Source organism: Bradyrhizobium sp., assembly GCF_019242285.1.
Classification (GTDB): domain Bacteria; phylum Pseudomonadota; class Alphaproteobacteria; order Rhizobiales; family Xanthobacteraceae; genus Bradyrhizobium.
In genome coordinates this window covers 1-16,570 of record NZ_JAFAVV010000392.1, presented here as the reverse complement: position 1 = coordinate 16,570, position 16,570 = coordinate 1, and the positions used below count along the sequence as shown (strand labels likewise).

16 protein-coding genes, 1 tRNA gene and 1 pseudogene are annotated in these 16,570 nt (G+C 64.1%); 7 read left to right on the top strand and 11 right to left on the bottom strand.

Annotated features, from left to right (window positions below; translation table 11 throughout):
- The first annotated feature begins 937 nt into the window (after positions 1 to 937).
- Positions 938 to 1,705, top strand: coding sequence for a three-Cys-motif partner protein TcmP (gene tcmP / locus JOY90_RS15255; protein WP_291691947.1), 768 nt, complete (start codon positions 938 to 940; stop codon positions 1,703 to 1,705).
- Positions 1,706 to 1,787: 82 nt separating this feature from the next.
- On the opposite strand, the gene JOY90_RS15250 is transcribed toward tcmP, so the two are convergent.
- Entirely contained in the window at positions 1,788 to 2,537 is a 750-nt protein-coding gene (locus JOY90_RS15250; protein WP_291691946.1) for a DUF5131 family protein, read from the bottom strand.
- Between the two features lie 307 nt (positions 2,538 to 2,844).
- Between JOY90_RS15250 and JOY90_RS15245 the strand changes: the two genes are divergently transcribed.
- Positions 2,845 to 3,618 carry a hypothetical protein gene (locus JOY90_RS15245; RefSeq protein ID WP_291691945.1) on the top strand — a complete coding sequence of 258 codons (774 nt, stop codon included), beginning with the start codon at positions 2,845 to 2,847 and terminating at the stop codon, positions 3,616 to 3,618.
- 109 nt (positions 3,619 to 3,727) lie between these two features.
- Here JOY90_RS15245 and JOY90_RS15240 read toward each other — a convergent pair whose 3' ends face one another.
- Together JOY90_RS15240 and JOY90_RS15235 are read right to left on the bottom strand one after the other, a co-directional pair.
- A complete protein-coding gene (locus tag JOY90_RS15240; protein WP_291691944.1) occupies positions 3,728 to 4,303 on the bottom strand; it encodes a hypothetical protein in 576 nt (191 codons plus the stop codon).
- A 353-nt stretch (positions 4,304 to 4,656) separates the two neighbouring features.
- Positions 4,657 to 5,157 carry a MarR family transcriptional regulator gene (locus JOY90_RS15235; protein WP_291691943.1) on the bottom strand — a complete coding sequence of 167 codons (501 nt, stop codon included), beginning with the start codon at positions 5,155 to 5,157 and terminating at the stop codon, positions 4,657 to 4,659.
- 83 nt (positions 5,158 to 5,240) lie between these two features.
- Between JOY90_RS15235 and JOY90_RS15230 the strand changes: the two genes are divergently transcribed.
- Entirely contained in the window at positions 5,241 to 6,464 is a 1,224-nt protein-coding gene (locus JOY90_RS15230; protein WP_291691942.1) for a cytochrome P450, read from the top strand.
- Here the strand turns inward: JOY90_RS15230 and JOY90_RS15225 are convergent.
- On the bottom strand, positions 6,451 to 6,579 hold the full coding sequence (locus tag JOY90_RS15225; protein WP_291691941.1) for a hypothetical protein: 129 nt from the start codon (positions 6,577 to 6,579) through the stop codon (positions 6,451 to 6,453). The genes JOY90_RS15230 and JOY90_RS15225 overlap by 14 nt on opposite strands.
- Here JOY90_RS15225 and JOY90_RS15220 point away from each other — a divergent pair.
- Positions 6,554 to 6,799 (top strand): annotated as a pseudogene (locus JOY90_RS15220) (ABC transporter permease); the annotation flags it as partial. The gene JOY90_RS15225 and the pseudogene JOY90_RS15220 overlap by 26 nt on opposite strands.
- 73 nt (positions 6,800 to 6,872) lie before the next feature.
- Here JOY90_RS15220 and JOY90_RS15215 read toward each other — a convergent pair.
- A complete protein-coding gene (locus JOY90_RS15215; RefSeq protein ID WP_291691940.1) occupies positions 6,873 to 7,964 on the bottom strand; it encodes a cyclase family protein in 1,092 nt (363 codons plus the stop codon).
- 150 nt (positions 7,965 to 8,114) lie between these two features.
- On the opposite strand from JOY90_RS15215, the gene JOY90_RS15210 reads away from it, so the two are divergent.
- Positions 8,115 to 9,188: a GTP-binding protein gene (locus tag JOY90_RS15210; protein WP_291691939.1), complete on the top strand. Its 1,074-nt coding sequence runs from the start codon at positions 8,115 to 8,117 to the stop codon at positions 9,186 to 9,188.
- A gap of 117 nt (positions 9,189 to 9,305) precedes the next feature.
- On the opposite strand, the gene JOY90_RS15205 is transcribed toward JOY90_RS15210, so the two are convergent.
- From JOY90_RS15205 to JOY90_RS15190, 4 genes are all read right to left on the bottom strand, one after another.
- Positions 9,306 to 10,898: an ATP-binding protein gene (locus tag JOY90_RS15205; RefSeq protein WP_291691938.1), complete on the bottom strand. Its 1,593-nt coding sequence runs from the start codon at positions 10,896 to 10,898 to the stop codon at positions 9,306 to 9,308.
- Between the two features lie 144 nt (positions 10,899 to 11,042).
- The gene (locus JOY90_RS15200) at positions 11,043 to 11,378 is read right to left on the bottom strand and encodes a hypothetical protein (RefSeq protein WP_291691937.1); all 336 of its coding nucleotides are present in this window, start codon (positions 11,376 to 11,378) and stop codon (positions 11,043 to 11,045) included.
- Between the two features lies 1 nt (position 11,379).
- A complete protein-coding gene (locus JOY90_RS15195; protein ID WP_291691936.1) occupies positions 11,380 to 11,844 on the bottom strand; it encodes a hypothetical protein in 465 nt (154 codons plus the stop codon).
- Positions 11,845 to 12,263: 419 nt separating this feature from the next.
- Entirely contained in the window at positions 12,264 to 14,045 is a 1,782-nt protein-coding gene (locus JOY90_RS15190; RefSeq protein WP_291691935.1) for an acyl-CoA dehydrogenase, read from the bottom strand.
- Between the two features lie 261 nt (positions 14,046 to 14,306).
- On the opposite strand from JOY90_RS15190, the gene JOY90_RS15185 reads away from it, so the two are divergent.
- Positions 14,307 to 14,381 (top strand) — tRNA-Gln (locus tag JOY90_RS15185).
- A 359-nt stretch (positions 14,382 to 14,740) separates the two neighbouring features.
- Entirely contained in the window at positions 14,741 to 14,911 is a 171-nt protein-coding gene (locus tag JOY90_RS40155) for a DUF3363 domain-containing protein (RefSeq protein ID WP_367276941.1), read from the top strand.
- A 69-nt stretch (positions 14,912 to 14,980) separates the two neighbouring features.
- Here JOY90_RS40155 and JOY90_RS15180 read toward each other — a convergent pair whose 3' ends face one another.
- Entirely contained in the window at positions 14,981 to 16,345 is a 1,365-nt protein-coding gene (locus tag JOY90_RS15180; RefSeq protein ID WP_291691934.1) for an ATP-binding protein, read from the bottom strand.
- A partial coding sequence (locus tag JOY90_RS15175; RefSeq protein ID WP_291691933.1) for a helix-turn-helix domain-containing protein occupies positions 16,342 to 16,570 on the bottom strand: 229 nt, incomplete at its 5' end. The genes JOY90_RS15175 and JOY90_RS15180, both read right to left, overlap by 4 nt.

The following is a 16,570-nucleotide window of genomic DNA, read 5'->3' as shown; positions in this document are numbered from 1 at the left end:
CGATGCCGGGCCGCCGCTCGATCCGCCGCATCACCTCCTCGGCGTCCTTCAGATGCGGGATGACGCGCGGATGCGCGAAGTTCGTCACCTCGATGACGGGAAGCCGACCTCGGAAAGGCGGTCGACCATCCGCACCTTGACCTCGGTATCGACCCAGCGCGGAAAGCTCTGCAGGCCGTCGCGGGCGGCGACGTCGACCACGGTGATTCTTTTCGGGACATGGGGCACGGCGATCGCTTGATGAGAGCAAGAAGGAATTAACGTATACGTTAACGCATCCCCAGACGAGCCGTCAAACGGGCATGACGCCGCGTTGCCGCGACGCGAATACGCCCGGATTGTTCGGATGGACCGCCCTCGAAAATGCCGAGGGCGCAGGGAAGACCGGGTGCCGACCGCACCCATGGCCCGCCTGCAACAAGGAAAGCAGGCGGCAGTCACCACAGGTACGAGCCGATCATCCGGCCTTCCCTGCGCAACGGTTTTAACGGTTTCCTCCGCGCTCTCCCCGAGGACCGGGCTTTCTTGCCCCCGTCACTCGCAAGATCATCGGTCTTTGCGAGCTTGACACCAGCGTCGGGATGTCAGGACCACACGGCTTCGCCGTCCGCAGCCATCCCGTTCGTCTGACAGGCCGGCTGCGTCCATCGCATCCTGCCCCGCGTTTCGTGACGATCGCGCGTGCGCCCCTCGTGCCGGGACAGGACGGGCGCATTATGCCTCTGATTTGGGTCGGCGTCAAGGGCGCTTCCGAAAATCGGAAATTGCGGGCTGCGGCGAATTGGCGCGACGGGCAGATGCCCGCGTTGACGATCGGGGATGAGGCGCGTCATCGCAAGACGATAGACCCAACATCAATCCTGCGTTGCTGGATTTGCATAGCGCACGCTTTGCATGTCTAACTGTCGCGGAGACCGACGGGCGCAGTCAGTAATCCATGGTTGCTTCAGCATCATTCAAGTTTGACGAGGTAGGGGTCTGGTCCGAGCTCAAACTTGGGATCGTCGAGAAGTATGGCGCAGCCTACACCAAGGCCTTTGGTCGCCCGCGACCGAATCAACCAAGGCTGAAGAAATACTATGTCGATGCCTTTAGCGGCGCTGGCGTCCACGTTTCCAAGCGTAGCGGGAAGCAAATCGAAGGCAGCCCTGCGAGAGCGCTGAAGATTTCCCCGCCATTCGACGGATTTTTCTTCATCGACATGAACGAGCGAAAAACAGCACACCTCAAGTCGCTATGTGCCGGACGCCAAAACGTTCATATCGAGACTGGAGATGCTTCCAGATACCTCATCGACAGGCTGTTACCTACGATCAAGTACGAGAACTACAATCGAGCACTTTGCCTGTTTGATCCGTACGGATTGCATTTGGAGTGGCGAGCGATGGAGATGGCTGGGCGGTCCGGTGCGATCGACATGTTCCTCAACTTCCCCGTCATGGACATGAACAGAAACGCGATTTGGCGCAATCCGGCGAGCGTGCCGGAGGAGGGGATTGCCAGAATGAATCTGTTCTGGGGAGACGAATCGTGGCGCAAGGTCGCCCATGTTGAAAATCCCCAGGGGCATCTTTTTGATCCTCCCGACCTCATCAAGCAGGGCAATGAAGCCATTGTCGATGCATTCCGCGAACGGCTGAAAAAGGTTGCCGACTTGCTTTTGTCGCCGATCCGCTGCCAATGCGAAACAGCACCAACGCGGTAGTATACTATCTATTGTTCGCTTCGCAGAAGCCGGTTGCCGAAAGGATCATCAGAGACATCTTCGCAAGATATCGCGGAGTCCGTTAGACCGATGCCGTCGATGGCATGCCGTCGTAGGTCGTGTCGTCAAGCAGGCGCCCCGCCGCCTTCTTGTTCTTGCCGCCCCATTGCTTGAAGAAGAACGCAGTGCCGAACCGCAGGCAAGCTTCTTGAATTCCACGCACCCACTTCTCGTTCATCGGTCGGGCGCGTGGTCCACTCTCGCCACCGACGATCGCCCAATGAATATCGGTCAAGTCGGCTTCGGTGACCGATCCCAGCAAAGGCTCGAACGAGATGAAGCGCACGACCGATTTCACGCGCCTAAGATCGTCGATGCGGCTAAAATAATCTGAGGTCTCGACGCTTGTTCCGAGCCAGACATTTTGAAGCAGTGGAAAGGCCGCAGTGGTTTCCGCCATCCTGTCCGGCCGTTTGGTGAGGATTTGATAGGTGTGCTGCGGAGTCTCTTCCATCGTTCGCCAGACCGCGCGCACGAAGTCCGATGGAACGTCGGCATGAAAGAGATCGGACATTGAATTCACGAAGATCTGCCGCGGCTTTTTCCAAGCCTTCGGTATATCGAGGGCCTTCCGGTCCAGGGTGATCTTGCCGGTCCATACAGCGCGATTGCCGCTCTTGCGGGTGAGACCACGGTATTTTGCAGTTCCCATGGCCTCGAGCCGCGCGGCCATGCGCATGGCGTAGCAGTTCGTACATCCGGGAGAGAGGATGGTACATCCCGCCACCGGGTTCCACGTCGCATCGGTCCATTCGATTGACGTTTCAGCCATCGCGAGTTCCTGGTTCGTCAAGTCTGTAGAAGGTTAATCAACGTTTAAAGTGCGTGAATCGTTCGGGGCGTCATTTTAGCATGATGTAGCGCCGCCCGCTCGGAATATCCTTTGCATCATTGATTTTGTTGCCTCGCTCATTCGGGTGGAGGTCGATCTCCGATGCATCAGGTCGTTTTCGCGGGCCGACCGTGCCGAGAGCGCAATCTAGGCAAGACGAAGCAGGATATTTTGGCTTGCGTTGATGTGCTCATGCCCCGAAAGAAGAGTCTGTGTCGCGTCGCGCCGACGAAGGGAACGTAACATCATGGGGACATTCGTCACCAATCTTCATGTCCACCAGGGGAGCCGCGAGCACGTCGTTGCGACGCTCCGCTCCCTTCGGATCGTGCCGGCCTATGTCCGCGGTTCTGGAGACGTCTGGATCAGCATCTTTCCCGAAGCCGCGGATCAGGATGATGCGGCGCTTCCTGAGATGGCCCGTGCTCTCTCAAAGGCGCTGAACCGGCCGGTCATCGCCTTCATCGTTCATGACAGCGACGTATTTCTCTACTGGCTCTACGAGGGTGGCAAAGAGCTGGACCGCTACAATTCGGCACCGGGCTTCTTTACGGACAAGGAAGCGCCGCCCGAAGGCGGCAACCCTGAAAAGCTGAAGGTCTGCAGGCCGCCTAACTTCTCGAAAGACCAGTTGTGGCGACTGCTGCATCCGGAAGAGGTTGCTTCGGAGCAACCAGTCAGGAAGACTGACCGTGCCGCCGTGAGGGATGCGGTGCGGAAAAAGTTGCGCCAGTCTTATCCGGCACTCGCCGCGAAGATGCCAAATCCGCCGAGTCTGGAGGAATTTCTGGCGCAAGCCGAAACGCGGTGGGCCGACATGGAGGGCCCCAATGATGAGCCGCGCTCCGCTGCCAAGGAATTCGTCTTTGCCGAGGACCGGATGGTCGAGCTTGCGAAGCTTCTCGGCATTCCCGACGGACCTGTCATCGACAGCTACCGCTATCTCGTTAACGGCGAGGGTGCGCCGGGGACACTCACTCTGGTGCAGGCCGAGGGCGAAAGCTCTGTCCGAATAGAATAGAAGGACAAATCGGCGATGATGCTGAATGGCGGCGGCGCCCCCGACGCGGTCCGCCGCCGTCGTGTGTCTGTTCTTCCTCGGCCGGCAGTGGCGCGGCCGCGAAATCCGCTCACCGGGTCGAAATCAGCGAACTCCCGAACACGGTCCTCTGCTGCCCGGCGACGATGCCCGATCTCAGCACGATCCGCAGGTAGTAGAGGTTCGTGTTGAAATCGACGACGGAGTTCTCGCACAGATTTCTCTCCGTCGTGACCGTAGACGAATTCTTGGCCTGAATGCCGCACTTCACGGTTTCGTTGCCCGTCGCCTTCGACATTTCGATGAACTCGGACGTCAGTGACGAGCCGATGGGAATAATCGCCCCCGTTCGTTCCTCGGCGCCGCCGGCGGCATCGGCCGCGCCGGCATTGCCCACGACGATGCCGATGCCGCCCTTGTAGGTGATCTCGATGCTGTCGAAGCCTCCCGTCAGTGCAGCGCGCGTGATCCCGCAATACAGCGTGACCGTAGTGCCGGCGCCGGCGGTCACCGCACCCGCGGTGATGGTGAGGCCGGTCTCGCTGACCGGCACGCAGGACGCCGCGTTGGTCGACCAGGCGGTCGCGTCGGCCAGAGCCGCGGCCGGCTGAAAGCCGATGCATCCGGCGACGATCAGGGCTGCTTTCGCTAAGCGCATTGATTGCATGACACCCTCCTGTTCGGAAAATCGCCCGAGTGCCGGCGGACGCGGCCCGCTTCAGAAGCAGCGAAGCCGGCCGCAACAATCTCGGCGAGCGCATGCATTATGCGGCAACTCGACTGCCGAGCCTGTGAATCAGGTCACAGGTCGAGGCCGCCCGCGATCCGCCCTCCAGTCACCTGCAGCGAGCGCGCCGCCCGGTGCAACATAGTTGCCAAGGCAACTAATTCGGCGTATTGCGGGAAGCAACAGCGAGCCAATCGCGTCACCATTCTGGAGGAGCCGTGTCCAGCGGATGGTCGTCCGACTGTCGCCAAGCCGCGTCCGGAGCGGCAGCCGACCGGGCAGGGCGGTCGTCCTCAATGATTGCCGGTGACGGCGCCCAGATTGTCGTGCAGGCGCCGCAGAAGATCGATCAGCAACTCCCGCTCGTCGCGGCTCAGGCAAGACAACAGACGGCGCTCGCGATCCAGCGCCGCCATGATGACCTTGTCGTGCGTGGCGCGTCCCCTTGCCGTCAGCGAGATGGCGTGGGTGCGGCCGTCATTCGCTCCGGTGCGGATCGCGATCAGCCCGCGGCTCTCCATCGCGGCCAGGGCGCGGCTGACCGGGCCCTTGTTGAAGCCGATGACGCTGCAGATGCGCGAGGCCGGAATCCCGGGCTCGATCGCGAGCAGCGCCATGATCCGCCATTCCGTGACGTTGACGCCGAATTCGCGCTGGTAGCGCGCGGTCGCGCTGTTCGACAGCTTGTTGGCAATGAAGGTGACGAGGGCCGGAACGTAACGATCGAGATCGAGCGTCAGACCGGCATGCGCGGTCACCACCTTGTTTCGGGACTGGCTCGACGGCGGGGTCATGTCGGAATCGGGCTCACGGCGTGCGCGAACGAAATAAGGACATGGGCCGGCGCTTCACAAGGCCAAAATGAGGGAGGATTGCCATGAACACATCCGGATCCCCATCGTCGAAAGGCGATCCAGCGGCCGTTCCGCATCTCGATGTCGATCCATTCTCGATGGCATTCTTCACCGACCCGTATCCGACCCACGAAGTGCTGCGGGAAGCCGGACCTGTCGTCCATCTCGACAAATGGAACGTTTATGGCGTCGCCCGCTACGCCGAGGTGCATGCGGTGCTGAACGATCCCGTGACGTTCTGCTCGAGCCGCGGCGTCGGCCTGAGCGATTTCAAGAAGGAGGAGCCGTGGCGGCCCCCGAGCCTCATCCTCGAGGCCGATCCGCCCGCGCATACGCGCACGCGTGCCGCGCTCAGCCGGGTGCTGTCACCCACCGCGATGAAGCAGGTGCGCGACCGCTTCGCCGCGGCGGCCGAGGCCAAGGTCACCGAGCTGCTCGACAAGCGGAGCTTCGACGCGATCGCGGATATCGCCGAGGCCTATCCGCTCTCGATCTTCCCCGATGCGCTCGCGCTGAAGCCGGAAGGGCGCGAGCACCTGCTGCCCTATGCGAGCCTGGTGTTCAACGCGTTCGGGCCGCCGAACCATCTGCGCCAGGAGGCGATCGAGCGCTCGGCGCCGCACCAGGCCTATATCGCCGAGCAGTGTCGGCGCGAGAACCTCGCGCCGGGCGGCTTCGGCGCATGCATCCATGCCGAGGTCGACGAGGGCAGGATCACCGCCGCCGAGGCGCCGCTGCTGGTGCGCTCGCTGCTGTCGGCCGGCCTCGACACCACCGTCAACGGCATCGGCGCGGCGATCTACTGCCTGGCGCGCTTCCCCGAGCAGTGGAAGCTGCTGCGCGACGATCCGACGCTGGCGCGCAATGCGTTCGAGGAGGCGGTGCGGTTCGAGAGCCCGGTGCAGACCTTCTTCCGCACCACGACGCGCGACGTCGAGCTTGGCGGGGCGCGCATCGGCGAGGGCGAAAAGGTCCTGATGTTCCTCGCCGCGGCCAATCGCGATCCGCGGCGCTGGGACAATCCGGACAGCTACGATATCCACAGGCGCACCTCCGGTCATGTCGGTTTCGGCTCGGGCATCCACATGTGCGTCGGTCAGCTCGTCGCGCGGCTCGAAGGCGAGGCGATGCTGGCGGCGCTGGCGCGCCGCGTCGCCGCGATCGAGATCGCCGGCGAGCCCAAGCGCCGCTTCAACAACACGTTGCGCGGGCTCGACAGTCTGCCGGTCACCATCACCCCGGCCTGACGAGGCGCGCGCCGATGCCCACGATCACCTTCATCCATCCCGGCGACGGGGTGACGTCGTCGAGGTGAGCGACGGCGAAAGCGCCATGCGCGGTCGCCGCGACCGGCAGCGACAATGCCAGGGACCTCGTGCCGGAGATGAAGAAGCTCAACGGCAAGGACAAGCTGTTCGGCGAGGTCGCGATCCGGGCCGACGGCGGCGTCGTGCACCCGATGGATCCATTCGAGGTGAAGAAGCCGGAGGAATCGAAATACGCCTACGACTACGACCGGCTGATCTCGACGATTCCCGCCGATCGGGCGTTCCGGCCGCTCGGCGACGGCGAGTGTGCGCTCTCAAATGAGCAGGGAACGCCCGCGTTGCCGGGGCGATGGGCGGCGGGCTCGATCGTCCCGCCGCCGCGCGTCGTCAGGTCACGGCGATGGGCGAGCCCGGCGAGCCGGTGCCGCCGACGATCGGCACCGGCGTGAAGATGTAGACGAACTGATACTTCTTGTCGGCGATCAGCTCGTCGAACACCAGGTTCTCGTGATTGTAGATGCCGTGCTTGGTCTGCAGGGTCGAATGCACCGCGAACGCCAGCGTCTTGTCGGGATTGGGAACGACCTCCACCGCCCAGGTATCGCCGCCGGTCAGGCAGAGGTCCTTCTGGATCACCCAGTCCGCGAGCTCGAGGCCCATGCCGGGCTCGCCGCTGTTGTACTTGTCGTTGTTCTTGCCCCACAGCGAGCTCCAGCCGGTGTGGAAGAAGATCGCGTCGCCCGCCTTGAAGTCGGCCTCCGACATGTTCTGCTTTTGCAGCGCCGCGCGCACGTCGGCCACGCCGATCTCCTCGCCCGCCTCCATCATGCGCCCCTTCACCGCGACCATGTCGATCAGGTGGCCACGGGTGAAGAATGGCTTGCAGTTCTCGACGCCGAGCTTCTTCAGCCCATAGGGATCGCTGAAATCCGAGGCGGCATGGCCGTTGTAGAAATGCATCTGGCGCTTGTCGCCGTCGGCGCCCAATTGAATGCCGATGTGACCGAGGCCGTCGAACTGGGTGCCGACCTGGCCGATCTCGGTGGTCACGAACTCGTCGTGATAGACCATGCGGTTGTCGCCGAACGGGCCGCCGGTCGGGCTGCCCGGAATGCGCAGCGTGAACACGCGCTTGCCGAACAGCGGCATGGTGGACTCGTAGTTGTGGCCGATCTTGTAGACCTTGCCGTCCTTGATCCACTTGATGGCGTCGAGCACCTTGGCCGGCGTCATGTGGTTGGAGGCGCCGGCCTGGTCGTCGGCACCCCATTTCGAGGGCCACCATTTTTGCTCGCTCAGCCTCGGCGGCGACAACGTGTCGGCCTGCGCCGCCGTGATCGGCGCGAGCCCGAACTTGCCATGTGTCGCGCCGGCGACCGCGACCGTGCCGGCACCGGCGAGGCCAGCGGCTTTCAAGAATCCCCGGCGGTCGGTCGACGCCGGTGCTTCATCGTCCAACGGCTTGTTGCTGTCTGTCATGTGTTTCCTCCGCGCGTCCGTTTTCGCTCATCGATCGGCGACGACTTTGACGCGTGACGATGATAGGATGCGGTTGCGACGGCTACAAGGCGATGAGCAGTGCCGCGTCGAGATCGTGGAGCGTGCATTGCAGCGCCGGGGGAAATGCTCATGGGTTTGTTCGATGGCGACGCGTCGGCGTCGCGGCTGCCGGTCTCGGTGATCACCGGCTTTCTCGGCAGTGGCAAGACGACCCTGCTCAACAAGCTGTTGCGCCATGACGGCATGGGCGACAGCGCCGTGATCATCAACGAGTTCGGCGAGGTGCCGCTCGACCATCTCCTGGTCGAGGCGATCGAGGGCGAGGTCGCCATTCTCGCGAGCGGTTGCGTCTGCTGCACGCTGCGCAGCGACCTCGAGCAGACGTTGCGCGACCTGTTGGCGCGGCGAGATCGCGGCGAAGTGCCGGCTTTTTCGCGGATTCTGCTGGAGACGACCGGGCTCGCCGATCCGGCGCCGATCGTTCAGCTCATGCTGAACAACCCGCTGGTCGGCCATTTCGTGCGCCTCGATACCGTGGTGACGACGCTCGATGCGGTGAACGGACACCGCCAGCTCGGCGAGCACGCCGAGGCGGTCAAGCAGGCGGCGCTCGCTGATCGCCTGCTGCTGACCAAGACGGACCTGGCGTCGCCGGAGGCGATCGATCCCCTGCTGCGGCAACTCATCGCGCTCAATCCCGCCGCCGCCCGGTATGTCGTCACCAACGGCGAGATCGAGCCGGACGTGCTGTTCGGTGCGTCACTGTTCGATCCCCGGCGCAAGACCGTCGACGTCCAGCGCTGGATCAATGAGGAAGCCTATCGTGTCGACAATCATGGCGATCACGAAGGCGCGCAGGGCGAACATCATGATCATCATCATGACCACCATCACCATGATGTCCAGGCGTTCTGTCTCGTGAGCGAGCAGCCGCTGTCGTGGCAGGCGCTCTCCAGATGGCTCGACCGGGTGCGGCGCGGCGCAGGGGACGATCTCTTGCGTGTGAAAGGTATCCTGAACCTGAGCGGCGAGGCCGCGCCGGTCGCCATTCACGGCGTGCATCACGTCTTCCATCCGCCGGTGCAGCTCGATGCGTGGCCGGATGCCGACCATCGCTCGCGGATCGTGTTCATCGTCCGCGGGATCGCGCGCGCCGAGCTCGAGGCGAGCTTTCACGAGCATGTGGCCGGCGCACCGAGCTGACGTCTGCTGGTTCCTGGTCAAGACCGGGTCGGAAAACTCACGTCCGCACGGGGTGCGCTCAGGGAGCGCCCCCCTGCATGCTGCTCTAATCTCGCCACGCACGAAAGCCGTGCGCGGCTACGCCGCCAGCGCGGTGCGGATCATCCGCGCCAGGTCGGCGCTGACATAGGGTTTTGCCAACAGCAGCACGCCGGCATCGAGCCGACCGTGATGCACGATGGCGTTCTCGGTATAGCCTGACGTGAACAGCACCTTGAGCCCGGGACGGCGTTGCTGCGCCTCGGTCGCGAGCTGACGGCCGTTCATGCCGCCGGGCATGATGACGTCGGTGAACAGGAGATCGATGTGCGCAGGCCCATCGATGATGGCCAGAGCCTCGGCGGCGTTGCTGGCGGCGAGCGTCTCGTAACCGAGGCGGCCGACCTGGGTCACGACGTAGTCGCGGACCAGCGCGTCATCCTCGACGATCAGGATGGATTCGTCGCCGCGCTCGTTCCCGACGATTCCGGTCTCGGCGGCCGGCGCGGCCGGCACGCACGCGGCCTGCGGCAAGTACAGCTTCACCGCGGTGCCGTGACCTTCCTCGCTGTAGATCTTGATGTGGCCGTCGGACTGCTTGACGAAGCCGTAGACCATGCTGAGCCCGAGCCCCGATCCCTTTCCGACGCCCTTGGTGGTGAAGAACGGCTCGAACACCTTGTTGAGCAGGCTGCCGGGGATTCCCGCACCGGTGTCGCTCACCGCGATCATGACGTAGTCGCCGGGCTTCACCTCGGGATTCATGGCCGCATAGTCCTGGTCGAGCACGACGTTCCTGGTTTCCAGCGTCAGCTTGCCACCATCGGGCATGGCGTCGCGCGCGTTGAAGGCGAGGTTCAGGATGGCGGTCGAAAGCTGGCTCGGGTCGATCAGGGCCGGCGCGGCGTCATGCGCCAGCATCGAATCGATCTCGACCTGCTCGCCGAGCGTCGGCCGCAGCAGCCGCGCGGCGTCGACGACCAGCGCGTTGACGTCGGTCGCGCGCGGCTGCAGCGGCTGGCGCCGGGCAAAGGCCAGCAGATGCTGGGTCAGGTCGGCGCCGCGCGATGCGGCGGCGCTGATCATGTTGGTGATCTGGTTGAGGAGCGGGTTGTCCTTGACCGCGTCGCCGAGGATCTCGATCGAGCCGGTGATCACGGTCAGGATGTTGTTGAAGTCGTGGGCGACGCCGCCGGTGAGCTGGCCGATCGCCTCCATCTTCTGGGCTTGCCGGATCTGGGCCTCGTTGGCCTCGATCTCCTGGAAGCGCCGGACCATGGCCTCGGCCTTGCGACGCTGTCGGGTCTCCTCCTCGAGCGCGGCATAGGCCTGCTGGAGCTGGATTCGGGTCGGCAGCACCAGGAGCCGAGGCCGCATCAGCAGCATGGCCACGGTGACCGCCGCCGCGATCGGCGCGACCGCGACCTTGACGGCGACCTCGATGCCGTAGGCCGGCATCCACAAGCCAAAGATATCCAGCAGGCGGCTCGTGCCGCTCGCCGCGGCGAAGACGGTGAGGGACCAGAATACGCTCGGGAACATCACGTCGCGACGACGTCGCATCATGTACGATCCGAGGACGAAGGCGGTGGCAAACCAGGCGCAGGCGACCATGGCGTCGGAAACGGCATTCAGCCAGATGAACTCCGGCTGCCACGAGAGGCAGGCGCCGTGCGGGGTGAGCGTCGACATGCTCGGCTCTCCTAGAACAGGCCCTGAGGGCGCAACCGCCATCGGATCGGCGCGCCGGGGGACATCAAGGAGATCATTCAGTTTTCTGACCACCCGCGCAAGCGCAACGCTGGGTGGTGGGGGTATTTTGGTCCGGCCGTCGATCTATCTTCGGCCGAACATGGCGACCGCGGCTTGCGTGGCCGCCAGATCGACGCTGCTCAGCGTCTCCAGCCCGCCGCCGAGATGGGCCACCATGGCTGCCCTGATGTCGTCGCCGGAGTGGAGATAGGCGTTCGGCGCCTTCATCGCGTCGACCCCATAGAGGTACATGACACCGGCCCAGATCCGTTCCCTTTCGTGGGGCGGCGCGTAGGCGACGACGCCGGTCTCCTCCTCCTGCATCACCATGTAGGCCCAACGGTCCGCCTGTTCCCGCGTAACCCGACCGTTCAGTACATCCTCGAACACCCGACGCACAGCCTGGAGATGGATCTCCATGTTACCAGCACCCTCTGTATCGACCGTTGCCATCAAACTGATAGTGTCTCGTCACTCCGTCACGCCGCTCGGGGCGAACCTGCCGAACCTGGCCCACGCCGTCGAGCGTCTCGTGCCAGCCCCGCGTGCAGCCGGTCATGGTGTCGAACTCGTGCACGTAGCGGCGTCCGGTCAGGTCGCCCGCACCGCTGGCGGGCTGCAGCGGGCCATAATAGCGGATGCGGCCGTTTTCGAGCGCCTTGTCGCCGCCGGTACCGTACTTCTCCCTGAAGAACGGCCCGAAGAACGCGCGATCGATTTGATGCAGGCGTTCGGGGGAAAGGCGCCGATCGTGAAGCGCCGGCGGACCCGGCCTCAATTGCAGGATGGCGGCGGTCGTGGCCGGCCGGTCCGTCGCAGCATGCGGACCGGGCTCGACCAGCGCGGAAGCCGCGCCAGGACGGAACCGAAACTCGTCAACACTCATGGCTATCCCCTGCCGCCAAGTGTCAAAGCAGAAACTACCAGGGTGACGGCACGCGCCGGACACCATATATAAACGTCACATTTCGAATGACGTTTGTGGCAGCCGCATGGCTGGCTTCGACTCTCGCGACGCAATAGTTTGGCTCGCGTTCATGACGGCGCACCTTTTCAAGTGCGCGGAAATGAGATACAATTTTTGATTGTGTCGGCCGAACGACGAACGCCGCCGGCGCTGCGACCCCGTGGATGCTGCCATCGGCCCGACGATCTCCTGATATCCGATGCCGGGGCTGCATCAACGGGGGCCGTGTCATGGCTGGCCGCGCGTCCTGACGCCGAACGAGCGCGCGGCGCTTGGCGGTGACCCCTCGACGTAGCTGACCGCAGAGGCAGCGCGCCGTCGTGCGCTGCGGTCCTTTGCTACACCAGCAGCACCGCATCCGCGCCGTTCACGGCGTCCGCGCTTTCGGTCACGGTCCTCTCCAGCGAGGGTGCCTGCACGGAGACGTTCTCGGCGAAGAAGCGCGCCAGCGCCACGTAGCGCTCGTGATCGCCGGTGCCATTGTCGCGCGCGGCGAGCGCTTCGCCGGCGAGACAGCAGCCGCCGAGCGTGGCGCCGAACAGCCGCAGATAGGGCGTGGCGCCGGCGAGCGCGTCGTTCGGTTTGGTAGTGACGCGCTCCAGGAGCCAGCGGCTGGCGCGTTCCAGTGCGGCAAGCGCCTCGCGCAGCTTCGCGCCCGTGGTGCCGAAGGCGGGATCGTTGGAGGCCTCGACCTGCTTCACGGTCGCGGACAACTCGTCGAGCAGCGCCCATACCGAGGCGCCGCCATCGGCGGCGAGCTTGCGGGTGACGAGGTCGATCGCCTGGATGCCGTTGGTGCCCTCATAGATCGCGGTGATGCGCGCGTCGCGATAATGCTGTGCGGCGCCGGTCTCCTCGATGAAACCCATGCCGCCATGCACCTGCACGCCGAGATAGGCGACCTCGTTGCCGATGTCGGTGGAATAGGCTTTGGCGATCGGCGTCAGCAATGCGCCGCGGGCGGCGGCTTCGCTTCGCACCTTGGCGTCGCCGGCGCGCACCGAGACGTCCAGCGCCACCGCGGTCGCGTAGCAGATGGTGCGCGCCGCCGCCGTCATCGCCCGCATCTGCAGCAGCATACGCTTGACGTCCGGATGCACCAGGATCGGATCCGCCTCGCCGTCCGGCTTGCCGACGGCGCGGCCCTGGCGGCGCTGCTGGGCGTAGTCGAGCGCCTGCTGATAGGCGCGCTCGGCGACGCCGACGCCTTCGAGGCCGACGCCGAGGCGCGCCTGGTTCATCATCGTGAACATGCACTGCATGCCGCGGTTTTCTTCGCCGATCAGATAGCCGACCGCGCCGCCATGGTCGCCCATCGTCATGGTGCAGGTCGGCGAGGCATGCATGCCGAGCTTGTGCTCGACGCCGGTCGAGTAGATGTCGTTGCGCCTGCCGAGCGAGCCGTCGGCATTGACCAGGAACTTTGGCACCAGGAACAGGGAAATGCCCCTGGTGCCGGCCGGCGCACCGGGCAGGCGGGCGAGCACGAAATGCACGATGTTGTCGGTCATGTCATGGTCGCCATAGGTGATGAAGATCTTGGCTCCCTTGAGCAGATATGTGCCGTCGTCCTGGCGCTGCGCCGTGGCGCGCAAGGCGCCGACATCGGAACCGGCCTGCGGCTCGGTGAGCTGCATGGTGCCGGTCCATTCGCCGGAGATCAGCTTGCCGAGATAGATTGTCTTCAGCTCGTCGCTGCCATGCGCGTCGAGCGCCTCGATCGCCGACAGCGTGAGCAGCGGACAGAGGCCGAAGGCGACGTTGGCGGCGCTCCAGATCTCGGTGCAGGCGGCGTTGATGGCGAGCGGCAGGCCCTGGCCGCCGAACGCTTCCGGACCCGACACCGCGTTCCAGCCGGCCTCGCTCCATTGCCGGTAGGCCTGCGGCCAGCCCGGCGCGGTCGTCACGGCGTTGTCCTGGAGCTTGATGCCGTGCTTGTCACCTACGCGATTGAGCGGCGCCAGCACGTCGGCGGCGAACTTGCCGGCTTCCTCCAGCACGGCGGCGGTGATGTCGGCGTCGAAATCGCCGTAATGCCCGGCTTCGACGGCCGCCTTCAGGCCCGCGCCATGGTTCAGCGAGAGCAGCATGTCGTTGATCGGCGCGCGATAGGTCGTCATGGGCGGAGCCTCGGGCGGAGCGAGTGGGCGAAGGACACCGTCTTCCCACGAAAAAGCCGGCCTCTCAACTCCTAACGGGTGCGGCCGAGGGGGACCGATGACCACGGTGGGCGGGATACCAGTTGGCGGCCGGTCGCCTGCCGCACCCTTCACAGCGAAATTGAGCCGCTGAACCGGTTGAAAAGACTGATCCCTCTCTATAGACCGGCTCTGCCGGGAGTCGCGCGCGATCCGTGCCAGGCCCTCCCGAGCACGGCCAGTTGGGGCGTAGCCAAGCGGTAAGGCAGCGGATTTTGATTCCGCCATTCGGAGGTTCGATCCCTCCCGCCCCAGCCAATTAAGTTCGTTGAGAATCAATGGACTAGAAGACTAGTTGCGACGCGTTCTCACGGATTCCATGTCGCGTCATGTCGGAAAAGTTTCCGTTTGTTTTCAATGGCTCCCAAACATTGCCGGCGACTCCGCGCGACATGGACGCGACATGAAATGGGAGACGTCCTCGCTCGTCGGGCTTGAAATGTCGCATGTCATGCGCAGATCGGCAGCGAGGGCGCGACCTGGCTCATCGCGAGCACATCACGCACGACCGTCACCGCGATTGCCGACGGATTTGGCGGACAGCTCAAGACGGCCCTGAATGGTCGGGCGCGACAGCTCGTGAATATCGGGCTCGCGACCGCCAAGGATAGCACCACATCCCTGTCAGTACCGTCGCGACCCTTGAGCGACGGGAGGTTGAGCACGTGGGCCGGCAGATGGCGAGTGAACAGGGCTTAACCTACATGCCGAACAATTCCGGCGAGCGCATTAGCGGCCGTCTCGCTGGTGTCGCCAGCCTCATCAGCGGACGCTTTGCCATGCGGTGAATTTGGAAGACTGCTGCCAATAAAACGGGTTAAGTTCTGTATGTCCGCTGCATCAGCAGCAAAGCGGCTCTAACTTGCCTTCCATGGATCCGGGACGCACCGCGGCAGAACGACTTGGGCTCGCAGCCCGCAGCTCATGTTCATCAAGGTAACTTCGCCACCGTGCGCCCGAACCGCCGACCGGGCAATCGACAGGCCAAGGCCTATGCCTCCAGTCTCGTTGCTTCGCGATGGATCCAGTCGCACGAATGGCTCGAACACTTTCTGCAACTGATCGCTGGGCAAGCCAGGTCCCTCGTCGTCAATCGTGATGCGGGCGTGCTCACCGGTAAGCTCCAAGGCGACGCGTGCGCAGTTGCCATACTTGGCGGCATTGCTCATGAGATTGGTTAGGGCGCGTCGCAGCAGAGCCGGTCGGCATCGATAGGGCAGGTGGCCGTCCGCCGCGACGCTGACGTCACATCCGACCGCCGTGAGATCGTCTGCGACGGCTTCGAGCAGAGAGTTCAGATCGATCGTCCGCGGCTCCTCGGAGAGGGTTTCATCACGCGCGAAGCTTAGCGTTGCCTCGGTGATGTGCTGCATATCGGTCAACGACCGGACGATGGCCTCTCTGACCTCCGAGTCCTCGATCATTTCCGCCCGCAACCGGGCCGCCGTGATCGGCGTGCGCAGGTCGTGACTAATGGCGGCGACCATCGTCAGCCGATCCGCCAAGAAGCGCGAGAGCCGCTGCTGCATGATGTTGAAAGCATTCAGCGTCCGGACGACCTCGCTTGGTCCCGACAGCAGTGATAGCTCGACCGCCTCTCCGCGCCCGAGACGATCCGCCGCGTCGGCCAGAGCGCTCAATGGACGCGTGATCCAGCGGGCTGCCAACAGCACGACGAGCACGATGGACAACACGCTAGCCACTGTCATATATCGCAACATGTTCACAAACGGGGCTTTCGGCAGCCACAGCGCCGTTTCTCCGTTGAGCCAGGTGCCGTCGGTCAGTTGAACTGAGACTTCGAGGGCGTTAGGCAGCACGCGAGCTGAGGCACCCAAACCGTCCTCGACGTTGCGCTCGACAAGACCTATGCGCGGATCATGAGCACTGTTTCTCATCAAGCGGCGGATATTGTCGGCAACCTGGCGCTCCTGTTCGCCCATGTCTTCCCGAGCAACGAGCGAGGTTGCGCCCGCCCAGTAGCGGTGGCGGGGAGTTGCGAAGGCCCGTATTATATCTTCACGGGCAGCCGTCGGGACCGCGGCGATCACCCGCGCCAACGTCGCGACGCGATCCGCCTCTTGGGTGCGCACCGCAGCGCGCCGCACCCGCGACGTGTCGGCCCAGAATACGGCGATGGCCGCGACCTGAGCCATGAGGAGGGCGGCGACCAGAACGAGCGCAAGCCGGCCAGCCAACGAGCGAAAGAACAGGCCGATCATGAGGCCTCCTCAACGTCGGCGGCAAGCTGGTATCCATCGCCCCAAACGGTCTTGATGAGTTGCGGATCCGCGGGATCACGTTCGACTTTGCGGCGCAACCGGCTGATCTGATTATCGATGCTGCGGTCGAACGCCTGGGCGCCACGGCCGCTTGTGAGATCAAGCAGTTGGTCGCGAGAGAGAACAAGTCGCGGCCTCTGCGCCAGCGCGAGCAGGAGGCGGAAT

Bases quoted from the DNA above. Each gene is read 5' to 3' on its own strand.
- JOY90_RS15180 (WP_291691934.1), bottom strand. From the start codon at position 16,345: ATGATCGGCCTGTTCTTTCGCTCGTTGGCTGGCCGGCTTGCGCTCGTT.
- JOY90_RS15195 (WP_291691936.1), bottom strand. From the start codon at position 11,844: ATGAGTGTTGACGAGTTTCGGTTCCGTCCTGGCGCGGCTTCCGCGCTG.
- JOY90_RS15235 (WP_291691943.1), bottom strand. From the start codon at position 5,157: ATGACCCCGCCGTCGAGCCAGTCCCGAAACAAGGTGGTGACCGCGCAT.
- JOY90_RS15200 (WP_291691937.1), bottom strand. From the start codon at position 11,378: ATGGAGATCCATCTCCAGGCTGTGCGTCGGGTGTTCGAGGATGTACTG.
- JOY90_RS15215 (WP_291691940.1), bottom strand. From the start codon at position 7,964: ATGACAGACAGCAACAAGCCGTTGGACGATGAAGCACCGGCGTCGACC.
- JOY90_RS15240 (WP_291691944.1), bottom strand. From the start codon at position 4,303: ATGCAATCAATGCGCTTAGCGAAAGCAGCCCTGATCGTCGCCGGATGC.
- JOY90_RS15245 (WP_291691945.1), top strand. From the start codon at position 2,845: ATGGGGACATTCGTCACCAATCTTCATGTCCACCAGGGGAGCCGCGAG.
- JOY90_RS15210 (WP_291691939.1), top strand. From the start codon at position 8,115: ATGGGTTTGTTCGATGGCGACGCGTCGGCGTCGCGGCTGCCGGTCTCG.
- JOY90_RS15250 (WP_291691946.1), bottom strand. From the start codon at position 2,537: ATGGCTGAAACGTCAATCGAATGGACCGATGCGACGTGGAACCCGGTG.
- JOY90_RS15205 (WP_291691938.1), bottom strand. From the start codon at position 10,898: ATGTCGACGCTCACCCCGCACGGCGCCTGCCTCTCGTGGCAGCCGGAG.
- tcmP (WP_291691947.1), top strand. From the start codon at position 938: ATGGTTGCTTCAGCATCATTCAAGTTTGACGAGGTAGGGGTCTGGTCC.
- JOY90_RS15230 (WP_291691942.1), top strand. From the start codon at position 5,241: ATGAACACATCCGGATCCCCATCGTCGAAAGGCGATCCAGCGGCCGTT.
- JOY90_RS15190 (WP_291691935.1), bottom strand. From the start codon at position 14,045: ATGACGACCTATCGCGCGCCGATCAACGACATGCTGCTCTCGCTGAAC.